At 40.2% G+C, this 18,161-nt stretch carries 15 protein-coding genes; 6 read left to right on the forward strand and 9 right to left on the reverse strand.

The window, feature by feature from the left end; genetic code table 11:
- Positions 1–131: 131 nt before the first annotated feature.
- The 7 genes from N523_RS0107355 to N523_RS0107385 all read right to left on the reverse strand — a co-directional run bounded on the left by N523_RS0107355 (position 132) and on the right by N523_RS0107385 (position 7,463).
- The gene (locus tag N523_RS0107355; protein WP_028834719.1) at positions 132–2,666 is read right to left on the reverse strand and encodes a TonB-dependent receptor plug domain-containing protein; all 2,535 of its coding nucleotides are present in this window, start codon (positions 2,664–2,666) and stop codon (positions 132–134) included.
- Positions 2,667–2,941: 275 nt separating this feature from the next.
- Positions 2,942–3,787: a DUF4198 domain-containing protein gene (locus N523_RS0107360; protein ID WP_028834718.1), complete on the reverse strand. Its 846-nt coding sequence runs from the start codon at positions 3,785–3,787 to the stop codon at positions 2,942–2,944.
- A gap of 34 nt (positions 3,788–3,821) precedes the next feature.
- Positions 3,822–4,331, reverse strand: coding sequence for a DUF2271 domain-containing protein (locus N523_RS0107365; RefSeq protein WP_013466240.1), 510 nt, complete (start codon positions 4,329–4,331; stop codon positions 3,822–3,824).
- The gene (locus N523_RS0107370) at positions 4,331–4,963 is read right to left on the reverse strand and encodes a PepSY-associated TM helix domain-containing protein (protein WP_028834717.1); all 633 of its coding nucleotides are present in this window, start codon (positions 4,961–4,963) and stop codon (positions 4,331–4,333) included. The genes N523_RS0107365 and N523_RS0107370 overlap by 1 nt, the downstream gene beginning before the upstream one ends.
- Positions 4,964–5,045: 82 nt before the next feature.
- Positions 5,046–5,441: a YbaN family protein gene (locus N523_RS0107375; RefSeq protein ID WP_028834716.1), complete on the reverse strand. Its 396-nt coding sequence runs from the start codon at positions 5,439–5,441 to the stop codon at positions 5,046–5,048.
- Between the two features lie 138 nt (positions 5,442–5,579).
- The gene (locus N523_RS0107380) at positions 5,580–6,866 is read right to left on the reverse strand and encodes a porin (RefSeq protein WP_028834715.1); all 1,287 of its coding nucleotides are present in this window, start codon (positions 6,864–6,866) and stop codon (positions 5,580–5,582) included.
- Between the two features lie 111 nt (positions 6,867–6,977).
- On the reverse strand, positions 6,978–7,463 hold the full coding sequence (locus N523_RS0107385; protein ID WP_008466785.1) for a MarR family winged helix-turn-helix transcriptional regulator: 486 nt from the start codon (positions 7,461–7,463) through the stop codon (positions 6,978–6,980).
- Positions 7,464–8,134: 671 nt separating this feature from the next.
- On the opposite strand from N523_RS0107385, the gene N523_RS0107390 reads away from it, so the two are divergent.
- The 4 genes from N523_RS0107390 to N523_RS0107405 all read left to right on the forward strand — a co-directional run bounded on the left by N523_RS0107390 (position 8,135) and on the right by N523_RS0107405 (position 14,048).
- The gene (locus N523_RS0107390) at positions 8,135–8,989 is read left to right on the forward strand and encodes a D-hexose-6-phosphate mutarotase (RefSeq protein ID WP_008466787.1); all 855 of its coding nucleotides are present in this window, start codon (positions 8,135–8,137) and stop codon (positions 8,987–8,989) included.
- Between the two features lie 16 nt (positions 8,990–9,005).
- Positions 9,006–9,551, forward strand: coding sequence for a PH domain-containing protein (locus N523_RS0107395; protein ID WP_036950028.1), 546 nt, complete (start codon positions 9,006–9,008; stop codon positions 9,549–9,551).
- On the forward strand, positions 9,541–11,091 hold the full coding sequence (locus N523_RS0107400; RefSeq protein ID WP_028834713.1) for a PH domain-containing protein: 1,551 nt from the start codon (positions 9,541–9,543) through the stop codon (positions 11,089–11,091). Before N523_RS0107395 ends, N523_RS0107400 begins: the two co-directional genes overlap by 11 nt.
- A gap of 143 nt (positions 11,092–11,234) precedes the next feature.
- Positions 11,235–14,048, forward strand: a complete 2,814-nt coding sequence (locus tag N523_RS0107405) for a TolB family protein (protein ID WP_028834712.1) — start codon at positions 11,235–11,237, stop codon at positions 14,046–14,048.
- Between the two features lie 18 nt (positions 14,049–14,066).
- Here N523_RS0107405 and N523_RS0107410 read toward each other — a convergent pair whose 3' ends face one another.
- Together N523_RS0107410 and N523_RS0107415 are read right to left on the reverse strand one after the other, a co-directional pair.
- Entirely contained in the window at positions 14,067–15,230 is a 1,164-nt protein-coding gene (locus N523_RS0107410; protein ID WP_028834711.1) for a tetratricopeptide repeat protein, read from the reverse strand.
- Positions 15,231–15,278: 48 nt separating this feature from the next.
- Entirely contained in the window at positions 15,279–16,412 is a 1,134-nt protein-coding gene (locus N523_RS0107415) for a PepSY-associated TM helix domain-containing protein (RefSeq protein ID WP_028834710.1), read from the reverse strand.
- 271 nt (positions 16,413–16,683) lie between these two features.
- Between N523_RS0107415 and N523_RS0107425 the strand changes: the two genes are divergently transcribed.
- Positions 16,684–17,298 (forward strand): PQ-loop domain-containing transporter, encoded by a 615-nt coding sequence (locus N523_RS0107425; RefSeq protein WP_016899022.1) that lies wholly within the window; start codon positions 16,684–16,686, stop codon positions 17,296–17,298.
- Positions 17,299–17,363: 65 nt separating this feature from the next.
- Positions 17,364–18,152 (forward strand): PhzF family phenazine biosynthesis protein, encoded by a 789-nt coding sequence (locus tag N523_RS0107430; RefSeq protein WP_028834709.1) that lies wholly within the window; start codon positions 17,364–17,366, stop codon positions 18,150–18,152.
- The last annotated feature ends 9 nt before the right edge of the window (positions 18,153–18,161 follow it).

The raw sequence follows: 18,161 nt of genomic DNA on the forward strand, positions 1-18,161 counted from the left end.
TGTTTTATATGAGGTGGCAGCAGTAATTAAAAAGTTAAAATGCCAAAATATGGTTAAAAATACTAAATGTTAATAAAAAGGATGCACACTGCATCCTTTTGTAATTACTCGATTGTTAATGGGCGTTTTACTTAAAAATTGTAAGTAATGTTACCGTATAAAAAGCGCCCATCTAAACTGTAGGGTGTGTAAGGCGTGTACGGAAATATTTGGCCAAAGTTAGAGTAGCCAATATTATCTACCGTTGCTTGAGGGTACTGATCGAACAAGTTATTTGCACCCACTGCAAATTTCCACGCTTCGTTAGGACGATAAGCGACTTCTAAATCAGCAATCCATTTAGCATCTAAATATTCATCACCCTCGCTGGTGGTTGAAATATCTGCCACTTCCCCATAGCGAGTTGCACGCAAGGTTGTTTGCCATTGGTTAAAGCTCCAAACAGCCGATAGGTTTAGTTTGTTATCGGGTGTGCCTTGCTCAAAACGGCCTACTTCACGACGGGCAAATACCACGTAGTCATCGCCTAAAGAATTTAGCTCGCTCGGGTTTGCATCTACATGAGTCACTTCGGTATCGTTAATGTTTGCCGCCGCATTTAAGCGCACATCACCCAATGTATTTAAATCAAGTGTGTACGTTGCCACAATATCAACACCTTGCGTGCGCGAATTGATGGCGTTGGTAAAGTAACGAACACTTTCGGTATTTAGCTCGCCAGCATTCGCTAGAATTTGCTGCACAGCGTTACCGCTTAAGTTTTCAGAGAGTACAATCCGGTCATCAATATCAATGCGATACGCATCAACTGTTAAGCTAAAGCCACCTTGAGTGTAAACAAATCCAGCGGTAACGTTAACTGAGTCTTCTGCATCGAGCTGTTTTGCACCTAACGCTTGCGCTGCAGGAGCAGAGCTTGGGAATAGACCAACTTCAAAAGGCTGGTTATTTTCGAGAATAGTCGATATTTGACGGTACGAGCTTTGTGCAAGTGACGGCGCACGAAAGCCAGTACTTGCCGCACCACGTAACGATAGGTTGTCGTTAATACTGTAACGCGTGGCTAATTTTGAAGTAAATGTGTTACCAAAATCGCTGTAATCTTCATAGCGACTGGCTAAAACAACATTCCATTTATCAGTTAAGTAAGTATCAAATTCAGCAAATACAGCAACATTATGACGACTTTCATTGGTTGCGCTTTGCGGCCCAAACCCAGGAAGCACTTGCGCACCGCCAGCAGCAATTGGGTTGCCGTTGTTATCAAGCGCAGTAATATAAGAGGCTTCTTCGCCTTGCTCTATTTTATAGCTTTCACGGCGGTATTCAGCACCAATAGTGAAAAACACATCATCGGGTAGACCAAAATCAACGCTGGTATTGGCATCAAAGTTAACTAAAAACTGATCGTAAACCATGGCGCCGTTATCAAACTCAGTTTGGCTGTTAGTACCTAAAGAAGTATTTAGGCTATTTACAACCCCTAAACCAAAGTCATTTCGTCCGTAGTTGGTGCTTACATCCCAAGTCCAGTCGCCACTATCGCCTTGTAAACCAAGTGCCAGCGAGTAATCTTTTACGTCGGTAGCAATTTGTGGCAAAAAGCCATTAGGGTATAGCTCTAAAACATTGCGGCTGTCTTTTGCACGACGGTAAAATCCGCCCGAGTTACCTTCACGCTCTGAGTAGCTACCAAACGAATAAACATTAAAGCCATTCTCTAAATCGTATCCCATATTGTAAAACAAAGCGTAGTCTTCCAACGCTGCTTTACCAAAACGGTGATTGTAGCGATCAATTGTAAATTCGCGTGGGTCTAAGCTGCCATCATCTAGGCGGCTGTATTGTTCGCGCGGATCAAAACCAGAGCGTTGAGTTGAGTCGTTATCACGGTATTCAATTGATACATTTACAAAACCATTGTCTGTTAATGAAAAACCTGAGTTTGCGCTAATTGTGCGGGTATTACCGTCGTTAACGTGACGATCGTCGCCTAAATTAAATGCAAGGTTGCCGTTATCATCCGCATAAGTGCTATTTAGTTGCGGTACACCTGCCATTTGGCTGTCGTATTGGCCATAAGTTACACTAACACTGCCGCCTTCGGTGGCATCTTTTAAAACAATATTGATTACTCCCGCAATGGCGTCAGAGCCATATTGTGCTGCAGCCCCATCGCGCAGTACTTCAACACGCTTAATTGCAGAGGTTGGGATCATGTTTAAATCAACCGCGGTAGAGCCGCGACCAACCGTACCCCCTAAGTTTAATAACGCACCAGAGTGGCGACGCTTACCGTTAATAAGGACTAAGGTGTGATCGGGTGCAAGGCCTCTTAAAACCGCTGGGCGAGCATGATCGGTGCCATCAGAGAGTGTGGCACTTGGGTAGTTAAAGCTCGGGACTTGGTTAGCGAGCACTTGGCTAATTTCAAGTTGCCCCGTACTTGCCATATCGTCACTGCTAATAATATCTACAGGCACAGTACTTTGCGCAATACTACGCAAACTGCGACGCGTGCCTGTTACTGAAATTACTTCGATATTTTCTTCGACTTGGTTAGTTTGCTCAGCCGCATTAGCAGCTGAAAAAGAGGCGCTAAGTGCGGTGGAAATAGCCAAGCTAAGTGCTAATTTTTTATTAGCTGATAAATGCTGAAAAGTCATTAAGCGTGCCTTGAAGATTTTGAAAAGGGCGCATCATATATAAGCGGCTAGTGCATCGCAAAGATCTAAATTGACTAAGTTATTCAACTATTTTCATAAAAATAAGTGATCGGAATAATAGATTGAAACAGGAACAGACAAGGAGGCTAAAATATAGGATTATGCTTATTTAGGCAGCGAAAATGATTAACTTGGTTTAAAGCTTTGCTAAAGGGTTTAAATTATAAAGAAGCTACAGGCCAAACGATTAATGTGGCCTGTAGGGAATTAAAAAGTTATTCAGGTGCTACTTCAAGGGTGGTAAATAATACATAGCGGCTGGCGTCTACACCTTTTTCGTTTACTGTCACTTTTTGAGAGGTTTCGATTAGGTATAGGCCTGGCTCTTTCCACGTTGTGCTAAACATGCCGTTTTTGTCGGTCGTTACTTTTATTTCGCCACGTTCGTTACGGTAGCGTGTATCACCTTTTAAAATGCTGACTTCAATGCCTTCGCCAACCGGCTTTCCATCGCTTATTAGCTGAAAGCGCGCTTGCTCGCCAACAAATAAATCGTTTGGATGCGTTGGGCCGCTAAGCTCTAAGCCTTGACCTAATTGTGCTGGTTTAGAGGTACCATTATGACTAACAAAGGTATCAACAGTAGAGATGGTTTTAATTGTAGTGATGTCGCTGGCGTCTTTAGGTAGATTGGCATCTGCTTTTTTGGCGAATACACGGCTTCGCTCACCTGCTGCATTTTTGTAGAAGGTCATGTACATAGGTTTTTGCGTCATCGCAATATGATAGGTGCCTTGTTGCTGAAGTTTTACTGCAGCAGAGCTTTTGCGTTGTAGGTAGTAGGCACGAATGGTATCGGTAACTTGCTCGCCATTTGGGGCAAGTGCCATAAGCAGAGTATCGTCGTACTCTGCGCCTTTTGTGCTTGGACGAAATGCTTTATCAGGTGCAAAAATTTCGTTAGAAATACTCGCATCAATCATTACATAATGGGCTTTATCCCCTGATAGCGAAGTATGCGAAGGTAGTAACCAGCGGCCATGTGCACTTGCAGCTGTTGATACCAGCGCTGATAAACTCATTACGCCAATGAGTGCTGTTTTTAATAAATTAACGTTCATTATTTTTCCTTTAAATTTGAATGATAAGTAGGGACTACCTAGCGGATACAGTGACAAAGCTGGTTGAAAATTCGTTTTTGCCATCAATGGTTATTTTTCCTGATTGGGTTAAATCAAGTTCAATACGGCTGTAATCACGCCCGCCTTCTTCACGAACAACTTCAATATTTAACAGGTATTTTCCTGCGATAACTGATTTGCCATTAAGATCGTTTCCGTCCCAATTAATGGTATAAGTGCCTGCGCGTTTGGTTGCGCTACTAACCCCATCGAAGTTTGCATCACTTTTACCTGCTTTACGCCACCATTGGCGTAGGTCTTTAAACCATTCCGCTTTTTGTACCCAAAGCGCTAAAGTTGTGACATGTTTTCGCTCTGGTGTTTCGAGCCAAACTGCAACATAAGGGCGATGATAGGGCTGCACATCTAACTCAGGTAGAGTTAATTCGATTTCTAATTGGGGCGATTGCGCTGCCACCGAAGTGTGAAAACACACGGCAATTAACAACAATACGGTGCTAATTAAAGATTTAAACTTGAACATTAAAATACTCCTTTAATTTGTGGAACCCAGCATAAATAAATAACCAATGGTGTTGCGATTCCTAATACGGTTATCCATATTCCTGCTAAGCGTTTTTTTCTGTTTTGAAATAAAATAATCATGCCGGTGATGGCAAATAGAATCATCAGCACCGCTGATATATCAATAACCCAGCTCCATACTTCTCCTGAATGACGACCTTTGTGCAAATCACTGATAACACTTAAAAAACCACCGGTTTGATAATCGAGTAACAATTCGCCACTGATAAAATCAAACTCTGCATAGGCATAGCCTGCTGGTAATGGGTAGTCGAGCATAACCAGTGAATCTTGCTTTTCCCATTCAATGCTTTTTACTTTATTAAGCCCATAGTGTTTGGCTAAGTAAGCTTCAATTTGGGGGTAAATAGCAGGCAGGCTAGTTAATTGTGTATTTGCTTGAGTAAGCAGATCTTGGGGGATTTGGACCGTAATTTGGCCATTGTTTTTATCGTTTTTTAACCAGTCAACATGGTTTAGCACTATACCGCTTACACAAAATAGAATAAGTAAAAAAAACAAAGCGGTGGAAATATAGATATGTAGAGTACGACTTGTACTATATAAAGTGCGTTTATTAACAAAGGGCATAAAAGGTACAAGCTTATTTAATTTATACGGATGATAATGATTTGCATTAGCTGTTACAAATTTATTTACCAAACTTTACACTTTATTTTTTAGGAGGAGCTGAGGGCTTAGAGATTAAGTAAGCCATAACCAGCACTTCAACAACAGTCACTAGGGCAATAATCCAAGCTGGAGGGCTGTTGTATAATAAAAATATAAAGCCTATTAGCATACCTATACCCGCAGCATACTTTGCCTTTACAGGAACCACTTGATGGGCGCGCCAATGTTGTAATGTTTTGCCAAAGCGAGGGTGGTTTAATAGCCAAGACTCAAGCGCCGCGGATGAGCGAGCAAAACAGGCTAAGGCTAAAATTAAAAACGGCGTGGTTGGCATAACCGGTAGGGCAACACCAATAATGCCCAGTAATACACACAGTAGCCCCAGCAATTTAAAGCCGAAATTTTTATAATAAATAAAAACGTTTTTTATGCTCACTTTAGCTCTTTTTTAATTAAACGGTAAAAGGGTAAGCTAATTAAAAGGTAAAATGAAGAGAAAATGGCTTAGTTGCATGTTATTAACTAAGCCATTTAGGGTTAGCAAAGGAAAAGAATTTCCTGATTGCACTACCTATTAAAAGTAATAGCCTAAATTAATATTAAAACGGCGCTCGGTATCGCCATCACCAATAATGGTACCGCCAATAAAGGGTTGATTGCGGGCTTGTACGAAATCAACATAACTAAAGAATCCGCCAGCAGTAATGCTCATACCGGTTACATTCATCCAAGTATTGGCGCTATTATCTGACTTGTTGTAGATGATCCCATAGTCGTTATAAAACTGCAGGTTGGTAACTGGGCCCCATTCTAGTGCGTAGTCATAGGCAATATTAAAGTTGGTCATTGTGGCTTGGCTCGATACACTGTCATAATAGTCAAAAGCACCCACCGCAAAGCGGTTATTACCATCGTCTAAGTCGTAGTCATATTCACCGTGTTGCAATTGAATATTCCAGTTATTAATGTTGCTGTTTAAGTGAACAGCCCAAGCACTGTAATTACCAGCGCGGTCTTCACCGTCGTGAAGTCCGCCACTGAGTAACGATACCCCGATGTCAGTGGTGATATTTTTACTATGCTCAAGCTGATAAGTAGCGCGACCAGCAAAGGTGTTGTATTCACCAAGCTGCTTTGCTGGTTCAGCATAGATGCCTTCATCTGCAGGACGACTACCAACAATATCATAAGAGTAACGATGATTTTTGTCTGATGCTGAGCCATCAACTCCACCCAGTTCATCATTTTTGAAAAAGCCTAAATCAAGTGTCCAGTTGTCTTTAAGTTTGCGCTTAGCAACCACACCTAAATCAAAATCATCTTCTAGGCCAACATAGTAGTTAGTGCTAAAAAAGTAGCTGTGAGAATTATAAGGACCGTTACCAAACGGCACGGCTGTTATGCCTGCCTGAGCTTCCCAGCCATCAATAAATTCGTACCCTAAGTAAGCGTACTTTACGACAGTCATATAATCGTAAAAGCGTATTTCACCATTGACTGAAATATCATTAATTTCGCCAGAGACATTTAACCGGAAAATATCAAAATCAAAGTCACCACCGCGATCTTCATTGTCTTCATCGTAAGAGTTTATACCGTAGTTAGCGCGAATAGCACCTCCTACCTTTATTCCAGATGATTGCTTTTCTTGCTGTGCAGTGTCTGTAGAAGTAGCTTGCAACTGTTTACTAACTTGGTCTACTTGCTGAGACTTTTTTTCAGCGAGTTTGCTTTCAAGTTTATCTACTTGTTGCTTTAACTGCGTTAATTGGCTTTGGAGAGGTTGAAGGTTTGATGCATAAGAATTGCTAGCAACACCACTTAAAATTAATGCGAGTGTTAGTTTTGAGAGTTTAGTCATAATAGCCGTTTTGATTGTGATTAAAAAAATAAAGGCGCAACGATGCGCCTCTTAGTGTGGAAAAAGGAGAAAATGGCAGACTAATTTAGTTTATTGTTTTTATACTGCGTTTTATTCTTTAGTAGAAGTTTGAAACAGTGCGCCTACTTCTAAAAGAGGAGAGGCATCTAGCTTATCTGCATCCATCATTGCGGCAATACGTTGCATTGATGAAAGTAGTAGGCTCTGTTCCCATTCAGCAAGCGCTGAAAATTTTTCGATAAAATGTTCTTGCAAGGGCTGAGGCGCTTTTTCGAGTAATTCTTTACCTTGTTCAGTAAGGTATAAGCTGACCCGGCGTTTGTCCATTTGACTACGAACGCGTGTTACCAAATTCTTGCTTTCTATTCGGTCAAGAATATTTGTGACCGTTGCCGGACTTAAATTGACGTTTTGCGCAATACGACTGGCGGTAATACCATCAGTTTGAGACACTTCTTGCATAATAAGCAGTTGTGGTCCAGTTAAACCCGCTGTTTTATTAAGTTGTTTTGAATGTAAGTCAATCGCACGGATCACCTTGCGTAAAGAAACTAGTAACTCGTCATATTTTTGCATTTGTTTGTCTCATGAAAGGCGAATCAGTTGCCGTAATCACGAAATGTTACACATCAAATAAATTGAATTCAAATGATATATATCATTTAACGCCGCTATTAGGGTCTGTTGACCTTTGTGGGTTAAAATTTGTTCAAACTAGGGGCGGTTTAATCGCGGCGCGAGGTTTGTAACCTAGCGGGCTAAGTCAAAACCGAGTAACAAAGAGTAAATCGCCCCTGGGCAGAACCCTTTGGGCAGCGCCTGTTTGGAATTGATGCTGCGTTATCGCCTATTTATGGGGAATAACCACACCACATAGGCTCCGCCTTGCCTAAATACCAAACAGACTGCTGCAAATTTAACCTTAAAAGGTCAACAGACCCTAATGGTTCTTATTAATTTGAGCAGTAATTAAAATGGCATTTATTATCTTTATTTTATTAAAAGTTAATAACACTCTGTTTGCTAAGGCTGCGCACCTTACGTAAGTTAAAAGCGATACGCAAGCCACAGGTTTAAAACTTTAGTCGTAATTGAGCCGTTGATGTGGCATAAAAATATAGTAACTAACTCAATTTAAATAACTATTCTATGTAGCTTATGCTTTAAGCATGCATTATTGTTTGTGTACAGTAACCTGAACTCAGGTTAAGTACTAAAAAATTAGTCTCAGTGTTAAAGGAAATAAAATGCAATTATCACCCTCAGTATGTATTGAGCGTACACATAGCGGTTTGGAATTTATTAGTATTAATAGTCGCCAATGTAAGGCGAAGATATTTTTACAAGGTGGGCAAATAACTGAGTTTACACCCAAAGGTAAATTGCCACTATTGTGGGTGTCTGGGGATGAAACCTTTAGTGAAGGGAAGGGCATTCGTGGCGGTATTCCTATTTGCTGGCCTTGGTTTGGTCAACATGAAAATAAAGACTTTCCAGCACATGGTTTTGCGCGCACGCACGTATGGCAAGCCGATGAAGTGCATGAAACCGAGAACGAGATTACTGTTAGTCTTAAATTACCAATGAAGCAGATAGATTCTACCTTTTGGCCTCATCAATCTTCTTTAAGGGTTGAGTTTATTTTATCTGAGCAGTTAGAGGTGCGTTTAACCACCTGTAATTTAGGTAACACCCCATTTAGTTATACACAGGCGCTGCATACTTACTTTCCAACTGATGATATTAATAATACTCGCGTAACAGGGCTGCAAGGAGCGCAATACATAGAATTTGGCCAAGGGCCTTATCAGCAAAGTGATGTGGTTGGTTTTACCCGTGAAACCGATATGGTTTATACCCAAGCCGCGGCTGTGCAAACCATTGAAACTCCTCAAGGGATGATCAGCGTTAGCAGAGAAAACTCGCGCTCGTGCGTGTTATGGAATCCATGGATTGAAAAATCAAAGCGACTATCAAATTTTGCCGATGATGATTATAAAAGCATGTTATGCCTAGAGGCTGCGAATGTACTTGAAGATGCGGTTACGCTTGAGCCAAAACAAAGTCATACCCTAGTAACAACAATTAAGTGGCTTGGTTAAGCCTACCATACGTGTAATGGAGCAAAGTGTGTTTACTAATCAACAAATAACCGACCTACCGCAACATAAAAGCATAGTGTTTGAGCCGCTTGCGGACAAAGCATTGTTGCATGCACAATTGAATTGGTTGTTATTTTTCATTCCTTTTTGCTTAGTACTAGCGGCTGTTTGCTATTTTAATACAGACTTTGCTGCTATGGCGCAAGGTTACTTATTGGTTGCTGTTCCGCTATTAATTTTACTGTGTATGTTATATAGCGTGTTCAGCATAAAATTACAGGGCAGCGCGTTGCGTACCCACGATATTGCTTTTAAAAAAGGCATTATTTGGCAGCAGGTGACAATTTTACCGTTAGCGCGTGTGCAGCATATTGAAATACACCGTGGGCCCATAGAGCGAAAGCTTGGTTTAGCCAGTTTAAGACTTTATAGCGCCGGCGGTATGAGTGCCGATTTACAAATTAGCGGCCTGACCCACGAAAAATGCAAAAATATTCGTCAGTTTGTACAAAGCTATCGCCACGATGAAACCGCAAGCGAGGTAGCTGCCAGTGAGTGTTGATGCTGCGCAAATAACGTCACCTTCACTTAATTGGCAAAAAGTGTCGCCTTGGGCGCTGGCTTATTTTGTAATGCATTTTAGTGTGCGCTTCATAAAAGACGGCTTATTTAATTTACTGCCCGTGTTGGTGGTATTTGTTACCCAAGTAGAAAATAAACTATTTTGGGGGCAAGTTGGGCTCGCGGTTGCTTTGACTTCATTGCTTGCCTATTGTTTTTTGTATTACCGTAGTTTTCGTTTTTGTATTACTGACGATCATGAAATTTTACTTAATAAAGGCGTATTTAAAAAAGAGCGACTTACCTTAAAATTTTCTCGAGTGCAAAACGTAAATATAGCGGAGCCATTTTACTTCACCCCCATAGGGTTAGTTAATTGTATTTTTGATGCGGCAGGCAGTGTGGCTCAAGAAGCTGTTTTGCCAGGGGTAACTAAAGATTACGCGCAACAAATGCGTAAACGAGTGTTTGACTATAAAGCGCAGCAACAACCATCAGCTGAGGTGGCTGATACAGCGCAATCTCATATTGAAGAGCAGAGCGAAAATAGCTTACTCATCTCAAATAAAGAAATAGCTAAGTTTGGTTTAATGTCGAATATGGCTATTTTAGCACTTGCGGCAATTGCCCCTTTTATGAATGTGGCCATCGACTTTTTAGAGCAGCAATTTATAACAAAAATAGAGAGTTATTATCAACAAGAGCTGGGTTTGATGGCTAATGCAGCTGTGTTTGCAATAATTACTCTGATCATTATTTTGGTATTTATAGCGGTACTTTTATCGGTAACTATGTCGCTCATTCGTTTTTATAACTATCAGCTTTACTTTAAAAATAATAAATTCAAACGTATTGCAGGGCTGTTAGAACGCCATCAACTATCAATTAGTTTAGACAAAGTACAGTCAATCGTTATTAAGCAAAACCTAGTTGCTAGGCTATTAAAACGCTTTACTGTGGAGTGTTTGCAAGCCAGTAGCGGCGGTGCTGCAAGCATGGCGAAAAAGAATAAACAAACCTTAGTGCTGCCTGTGCTCACGCAGGAGCAAGTTGATAATGTGTGTCAGTGGATTTATCCGTGGTTTGACAGTAAAAAGCTGGCATTCAATGCGGTAGAAAGGGCGTTGTTATATAAAAACACGGTGTTTTATGCTTTGCTACCGAGCGTTGCTTCTGGTTTTTTTATTAGCTTTATGCAACTTAATATATTAATTGCATTAGCATTATTCTTGGTACTAGCCGCGTTAGTGTTTTTATCTTATAAACGTTATGGATATTACCTTCATCAACAAGATGGGCGTTTTTATTTGGTGGTACGCAAAGGTATGATTGGTGTGCATTACCGGGTATTTGAGCTGTACAAAGCACAAAGCGCTCGCAGTGTGAGCACCTTTCTTATGCGTCGTTCTGGCTTAAAAAGCCTGTATATACAACTTGCTGCAGGCGGTGCGTATGTCCCTTATTTAAAACAGCAAGATGCTGACTTCATTATAGATTTTACACTTATGCAGGCTGAGTCAGACCCTCGCAGTTGGATGTAACTTCCTTTGTTCAAAACTCAGATTAAATAATAAAGCGGGTGTAAATACACATTTGCACATGCTTTATTACACTTTTTTACTGCCCGTTTTTTCCATTTGATAATACTCTAAGCATTATCAAATGTACTATTTAAGGGATTATTGTGAAAAAGTCACTCATTGCATCAGGCTTATTATTGGCTGCACCTAGCTTTGCTGCTAATTGGCAAACCATTCATACCGAGCATTTTAATGTTCACTTTAGTAGTGAGCATACTGATTTTGCTAAATCGACTGCTGTGGAGCTGGAAGTTGTTCGCACTAAAGTGCTTGAGCAACAAAACCGTGCGCTTGATAAAATCGTCGATGTGGTGGTGTTTGACCCTCTAAATGCAGCGAATGGCTTTGCCTTACCAACCTCTAATAATCCTGTTATGGCGCTTTTTACTACGCCACCGCAGTCGGATACCGTGATATCAAATTCATCGGGTTGGCAGCAATTGTTGGTGCTGCACGAATACATTCATTTAGTCCATTTAGCGCAACCAACCCGTAACGACTGGCAGCAAAAGATTCGCGGTGTATGGGATATATACGATTTAACCTATGGTGATACACCGCGCTGGGTAGCCGAAGGGTACGCTACTTTAATCGAATCAAAAATGACAGGTCGAGGGCGCTTATTTGATAACTATGCTGAGGCAATACTTAGAGAGTTTGCTCAGCAAGGAGCGCTTCCCACCTATGGGCAACTAAATAGCGATGAGGGCTTTATGGCGGGCTCTATGGCATATTTAATGGGAAGTCGTTTTTTATATTGGTTAGAGCAAAAATACTCAGAGCAGCTACTCGATAATGTATGGGTTCGTATGCGAGCAGTGAAATCACGAGATTTTGAAGCCGCATTTTCTGGTGTATTTGGGCAAAGCGCTGCCAAGCTATATCGTCGATTTATTGCTGAATACACTTATAAAGCAATGCAACAAGAGCAAACCGAGTCATCACTTAATAGCAAGCTTTGGTTAAAGCTAGATTTATACGCTAGCAATCCTGTCCTTTCAAATGATGGCAGCAAAATTGCGATAGTTGAACGTGATGAAAAAAGTAAAACAAAACTAATAATTTACAGTACAGAAGACAACATCAAAGCACGAGATAAGTTTACTAAGGTGCAAAAGGAGCTCCTAGAGAACGATAAGCAAGATGTTCCTGATACCCCACCAATCGTGTTTAAGCGCGAACAAAAACAAGTACTAAATCAAATTAATCGCGCAGGTATTGCTAACCCGCAATGGGTAAATAACAACACACTTTATTTTAATGCCTACAGTAGTGAAGAATCGGGTATTTATAACAAAGTGTCTGACATTTTTAGCTACAACACCGACACTGGCAACATAGAGCAACTTACAGAGCTGGCCGGTATTCGCCGTTTTACTGTTACCCGTGATGGTGAAACACTTTACGGTGAGCAAATAAGAGCTGGGTATTCTGAATTAGTAAAAGTCGATCTTAATACGCAAACAATCACGCCATTTTTTACTAAGAGCTTAAAAACAAGTTATGATTACCCGACTCTGAACCCCGATGAAACAAAATTAGCTTACTTATCAGCATCATTAAACGAAAATTGGCAGTTGTATATACAAGACTTAAACGGTGATGCCAGGCGGTCAATCCCAATGCCTAACGGGTATCAGTATTTAAGTCAGCCGAGTTTCAGTCAAGATGGGGAATCTATCTATTTTGTTGCTGGCCTAAATAATAAGACTGATATTTATAATTATCATATAAAAAACAACACCCTCACCCGCTTAACTAACGGGCAAGAAGCGCTCGCATACCCGATTGAGGCTGAAGATGGCTCACTACTTTATTTCTCCATTAATGCCGATGGCCCTGATGTAAAAACGCTAACAATAAAAAACCGTACAGTCGTAACGGATCTCGCTGTAAACAGTGAAGCTCCATTGTTGATGGTAAATAAGCATACCTTGCCACCGGCAAAAATATATACCGATGAGATAGCAGAACAAAGCGATTACGCAGTACTTGATCAGCAAGCGACGTTTGCCTTGGGATCACAGTATTATTCAGCGTCAACCAGTTTGCTAAGTGTAGGTATAAAAAGTAGCGACTTATTAAAACAACTTGATTTACAAGCGGGTTATAACATTGATTTGCATGACGGTGCATTACATGGCGGCTTTATACAAGCAAAATACAATGCGTTAAATACAAAGTTTAAGCTTGCGCTATTTGATTATAATTTGGATACATCACATCAATATCAACCTAGCTTAAACGCTGATATTGAAGCCCGAGGTGGTTATGCTGCAGTAAGCCACCCATTGAAGTTTGGCCAGTTACATTTAACCCCAGAATTGGCCTATAACTATACAGATTATAAAAATAGCCATAAAAATTGGACACGGTTGAGTATTGCTCAAAGCTGGCAACATGACCGCCAAGCATTTGCTATTGGGCAGAGTATTTATGCCAGCATTTATGATGGGCAGAATCACAGTAGTCATTGGCAAGGTTATGACTTGGCAGCAAAAATATTTGGTAAAGCATTTAATATTCCCATGTTTGTGAGTTTTGAACAAAAACAGCGAGACGATAGTGATTTAGCTTTAGGTGGGTTTAGCTCTAACCTGATTAATCAGCAACAAAGTAGCGAGTTTGTGCTTGCTGCTGAACTGCCTTTTTATAGTGCAACCACTGAGCGCTACCAAGGGTATGGTGGTGGCATCAGCTTTAAAGAGGGGATGCCTTGGCTTTATTACAAGCAACATCAATTAGACAGCAACGTTTATGCACAAAGTTACGGCTTAAAATACCAAGGTGACTTTAGCTTCGGGATGGGGCCTGCGGGCGTTAATGACTTAACCTTTGATATGGGGTTGTCGCGAGTAGAAGGTGACAGCTTTGAAGATGAAATGCGCGCGTGGTTAAGCTTTTACTATTCATTGTAAATAGCACATTGAGCTAAGTTACTTACTCGCTTTTAAGGACAGTAACTTAGCTTGATACACATTTAACTTTTGCTTGTCTTTTTCGAGCTCTATCGCTTTCTCAAGTAATTTTTGTGTTTGGTGATTTTTTCCTTGTTGATAGCGAATTTTAGCAAGCTCTAAATAAAGTTCTGCAATATACGGCGCTTTTGTTATGGCTTGTTCAATATGCTCTGTAGCGGTATTAATTCGTCCTGTTTCTAGGTCATTTTTTGCAATAACTAAAAGTTCATAAGGATCTTTTTCTACTTCAGCAAGTCGGCTTGCTAATTGTTCAACAAGTTGCTGATCACCAATTTGTTTGGCTAAAACTTGATAATTACTAAGTAAATTTATATTTATCAGCTTATTATCTAAAGCAGTTTGGTAAATAAGCTGTGCACTTTTTAAATCGCCAGCTCGTCGATGTAAAATTCCAGCCATATTAAATAGCTCAGGATCATAAGGGGTGTATTTATTTGCTTGTAAAATAAGAGAGTACGCTTGATCAAGTTGCTTATCTAAAAGCGCGTCAGCAGCTAAGTTACTATAAAAGTTAGAGATTAAATCATTATAATTAGCACTATCAGAATACACACTACCTCTGGTTGGGAAGTAGTCTATTAAGGTTCCTGGGCGAAAAAAAGTGATCACATTTTCTTCTTTTTCAGGCAGTTCCTCTTCTGGGGCATAAACTTTAGTTCTAAAATGGTTTGCTACATAAACCAAGTTATCTTCCTGTGCGTAAACTGGCTCGCTAGTCATTTCTTGAAAGCTGGTTTTAAGCCCTAATGTTTGTGCATAACTTTGGGTAAGAACAGCAAGGCTGATACAGTTACCTTGTGCAAGGTTGAGAGATTGAGATGATGTAAGCGTATCGCCATGATACTTAAAATTAGAGAGCTGATTTTCAAGGTAGTTATAAATAATACGGTCACTACGAATATTAGCTGTTTGTTGTTTTGTTACGAAGGCTAAAAAGCGTGCTTTTTCTGCCTCGGGAAGTTCAAATATAACCTTTTCAGAAGGTGTGGTTTGTTGTACAAATAATGTGTGATTAATTAATGAACTTAATTGTACGCGCTGAGTTTGCGTATTGATTTTGCTGCTGCACCCCACAACAAATAAAAAAGTTAAACTTATTATTACCTTGAACATATTCATTAACTCACTCCCTCGTTGGTTTCACTTTACAAGGGAGTGATTGTTTTATCAAGCATTCGCGCTTCGTCGTTGAGTTAAGCGATTTTTGTGTGATTGCTTTTTACGTTTACGGCGTGTGAGCCATAAATAAAAGCCTGTACCAGCGAGCCATACAGGGCTAAGGCCAACAATACACCATAGTATTTTACTGATAAGCCCAGCAAAATAACCAAAGTGTAGTTTTCTAAAACTGTCTATTACTTGCCAACCAGCACCAGCCTCTCGAATATCCCAGTTAGCCATATGTTCACCTGTTTGCTTATTATAGGTTATGGTATTGGCATATTCACTGGTAAGTGGGTTACTGGTATTTACTTCGCCATAAAGAGTGATATTTTCATCGGGCTCTCGTGGAAAAACTAAAAAAGTTGTATTAAAAGTGGGTATTTGCAGCTTGCTATCATTAAGAATCCGCTCAAAAGAGATGTCGTCACTATATAATTTATTTGTAATAGTGTGGTGCTCTTCTTCTGCGTGTTCTATTACTTCGTGATACCACACTGCACCATTAAAATAACCACCTGTAATCGCTAAAACGATAAGAATAGGTGAGCCTAAAACACCGGTCATCTTATGAATGTCACTGAGTACTATTTGTAACGTTGCGCGCCAGCGTACGCTAAATAGTCGCTGCCAAAATTTGCGGTAAATAATTAAGCCAGTAATACCTAAAGTTAATAAAAATAAAGCAAAAAAGAACCCTAATACGGTGCCTGTTTGCCCTGGTAAACTTTTTAAGTCGTTAAGTAAAAAGGTGTAATGGAGCTCTAAAAACCAGTCGGTAAAATAATGAGTTGTGCTTACGGGTTCTGATAAAACTTCTCCCGTGTATTGGTCTAAATGCAACTTATACCAATCGTCAGTGCCACGCTTAACCAAATAAAGCCGGTCGGCGGTGGTGTTATTAAAAAGCTCCCAGCTTCCTACTACATACTCAGGAAAGGCTGCTTCGGCTTTATCTATTAATGAGTCCATAGGTAAGCGAGCAGCTTGCTGCTGTACCACAAAGTGTTTGTCAGGCATCAGTAAGCCGTCTATTTCACTTTTAAACACTAAAACACTGCCAGTAATGCTAATAACAATTAACGGAATAATGGCAATTAGCGCCAACCAACTATGAATTTTAAACAGTGTTTTTCTCATTATTTTGCTTGTATATTAAATTACACGTATGCGCATGATAACAGTTATCATTTGTATTGCAATTAGTTGAAGTGGCGTGCTGTGAAGTTTTAGTAACGGTTTTTGTATACTCAAGTTGCCATCACTAAAAACTAAAGTAAGCGTTAAGCTTGTATAAAACCTAGCCAGCCCTACAATGCGCGCACACAAATAAAGCCTTTAAAAACAGATGTTTAAAAAATGTTTTATTTCTTCCTTTTTATTAACAACAATGTAACGAGCGAGGTTTGCTTTGGCGTATTATTTGCCTATTTTGTCAGTGTTTATTTTGGTTTTTAGTTTTTTACCGCTACTTAATAAAATTATTAAAAACCGCAGTGTATCGGGTGTATCACTGCTAATGATGACATTTGGTTTAGCGCAAAGTGTGTACTTTATTAGCTACAATCTTTATTTTGCTCGCTTTTATATTGCCTTGCCGTTTTTTGCGACAGGATTGTTGAGTGGTTTAATTTTATACTTTTTTGCCCGTTATAATGCCGCTAAACGTCAGAAGCTGCAGTTACTTGGCATGCTTAGCTTTTCGTTATTACCTTTTTTGTTGCTGTTAAACCCTAACCTAGATACTGCCTCTGTGCTAAACGGCTTAACTTATGTGGGCTTAATTATGAGTTCGGTTCGGGTTATGCCACAAACCTATAAAACACTGCGAACAGGGAATATTAGTAACCTGAGTGCGCGCTATTTTAGTTTGCAATTTATAGCAGGTATCTGTGGTTTGTTTGCAGAGCTAGCCATGCCAGTGCAAAGTACTTCGCATATATTAATGTTTATTATGATATTGCTAACTAATGCGCTGCAATTTGCGTGTATGCAGTATTATCGCGTACGTCCTGTGTTGGCATAAAATTATAGTGACCGTTAATTTCATTTGTGGCACTTTGAGTGACCAATAAATAAAAAGTGCCCACTATGAAATTAACTATCCATCAAATCGATGCGTTCAGCAGTGAACTGTTTAAAGGTAATTATGCTGCCGTGATCCCATTGGAGTCTTGGCTTAGTGATGATCTTATGCTGAATATAGCTTCGGAAAACAATGTGTCTGAAACCGCTTTTACTTGTCAGTCGGCAGATGGAAGCTTTTCGATACGTTGGTTTTCGCCATTAATGGAGATTGATTTTTGCGGCCATGCTACTTTAGCGGCGGCCTATGTGCTTTGTGAGCAACATAGTATATCGCAGGTGTGCTTTAGCGGAGAGGCGGTGGGCAAACTGATTGTTAATAAAAATAACGATGGCAGCTTTGCTATGACCTTTCCTAAACAAGCCCCTGAAGAGGTTCAGCTCATCCCTGATGCTCTATTAGCTGGCCTGTCTATACAACCTGTTAAAGTGCTGAAAAACCGCCAAGCTTATTTTGCTATTTATGATAATGAGCAGCAGGTTGTAGATCTGAAAACAACCAATGAACAACTAAAAAAATTAGCCCCATTAGATGTGGTTGCAACAGCACCGAGTGTTGAGTATGACTTTATTTCTCGTTATTTTTGGCCTGCCAGTGGGGGTGATGAAGACTTTGTAACCGGCTCAATTCATACTGGGCTTGCCCCTTATTGGGCAGGGCAGTTTGGAAAAAATTCTCTCAGTGCTTATCAAGCCTCACAACGAGGTGGGAAGCTACACTGTGAAGTGGGCAATACAACAGTGACATTAACGGGTCATGCCGTAAGGTACCTTAAAGGCACTATTTACCTTTGAGTTAGTGTA

This window comes from Pseudoalteromonas sp. 23_GOM-1509m (assembly GCF_000518425.1).
In the GTDB taxonomy this organism is placed as follows: domain Bacteria; phylum Pseudomonadota; class Gammaproteobacteria; order Enterobacterales; family Alteromonadaceae; genus Pseudoalteromonas; species Pseudoalteromonas tetraodonis.

Bases quoted from the DNA above. Each gene is read 5' to 3' on its own strand.
- N523_RS0107395 (WP_036950028.1), top strand. From the start codon at position 9,006: ATGGAGCAAAGTGTGTTTACTAATCAACAAATAACCGACCTACCGCAA.
- N523_RS0107360 (WP_028834718.1), bottom strand. From the start codon at position 3,787: ATGAACGTTAATTTATTAAAAACAGCACTCATTGGCGTAATGAGTTTA.
- N523_RS0107370 (WP_028834717.1), bottom strand. From the start codon at position 4,963: ATGCCCTTTGTTAATAAACGCACTTTATATAGTACAAGTCGTACTCTA.
- N523_RS0107365 (WP_013466240.1), bottom strand. From the start codon at position 4,331: ATGTTCAAGTTTAAATCTTTAATTAGCACCGTATTGTTGTTAATTGCC.
- N523_RS0107430 (WP_028834709.1), top strand. From the start codon at position 17,364: ATGAAATTAACTATCCATCAAATCGATGCGTTCAGCAGTGAACTGTTT.
- N523_RS0107380 (WP_028834715.1), bottom strand. From the start codon at position 6,866: ATGACTAAACTCTCAAAACTAACACTCGCATTAATTTTAAGTGGTGTT.
- N523_RS0107410 (WP_028834711.1), bottom strand. From the start codon at position 15,230: ATGAATATGTTCAAGGTAATAATAAGTTTAACTTTTTTATTTGTTGTG.
- N523_RS0107415 (WP_028834710.1), bottom strand. From the start codon at position 16,412: ATGAGAAAAACACTGTTTAAAATTCATAGTTGGTTGGCGCTAATTGCC.
- N523_RS0107390 (WP_008466787.1), top strand. From the start codon at position 8,135: ATGCAATTATCACCCTCAGTATGTATTGAGCGTACACATAGCGGTTTG.
- N523_RS0107355 (WP_028834719.1), bottom strand. From the start codon at position 2,666: ATGACTTTTCAGCATTTATCAGCTAATAAAAAATTAGCACTTAGCTTG.
- N523_RS0107385 (WP_008466785.1), bottom strand. From the start codon at position 7,463: ATGCAAAAATATGACGAGTTACTAGTTTCTTTACGCAAGGTGATCCGT.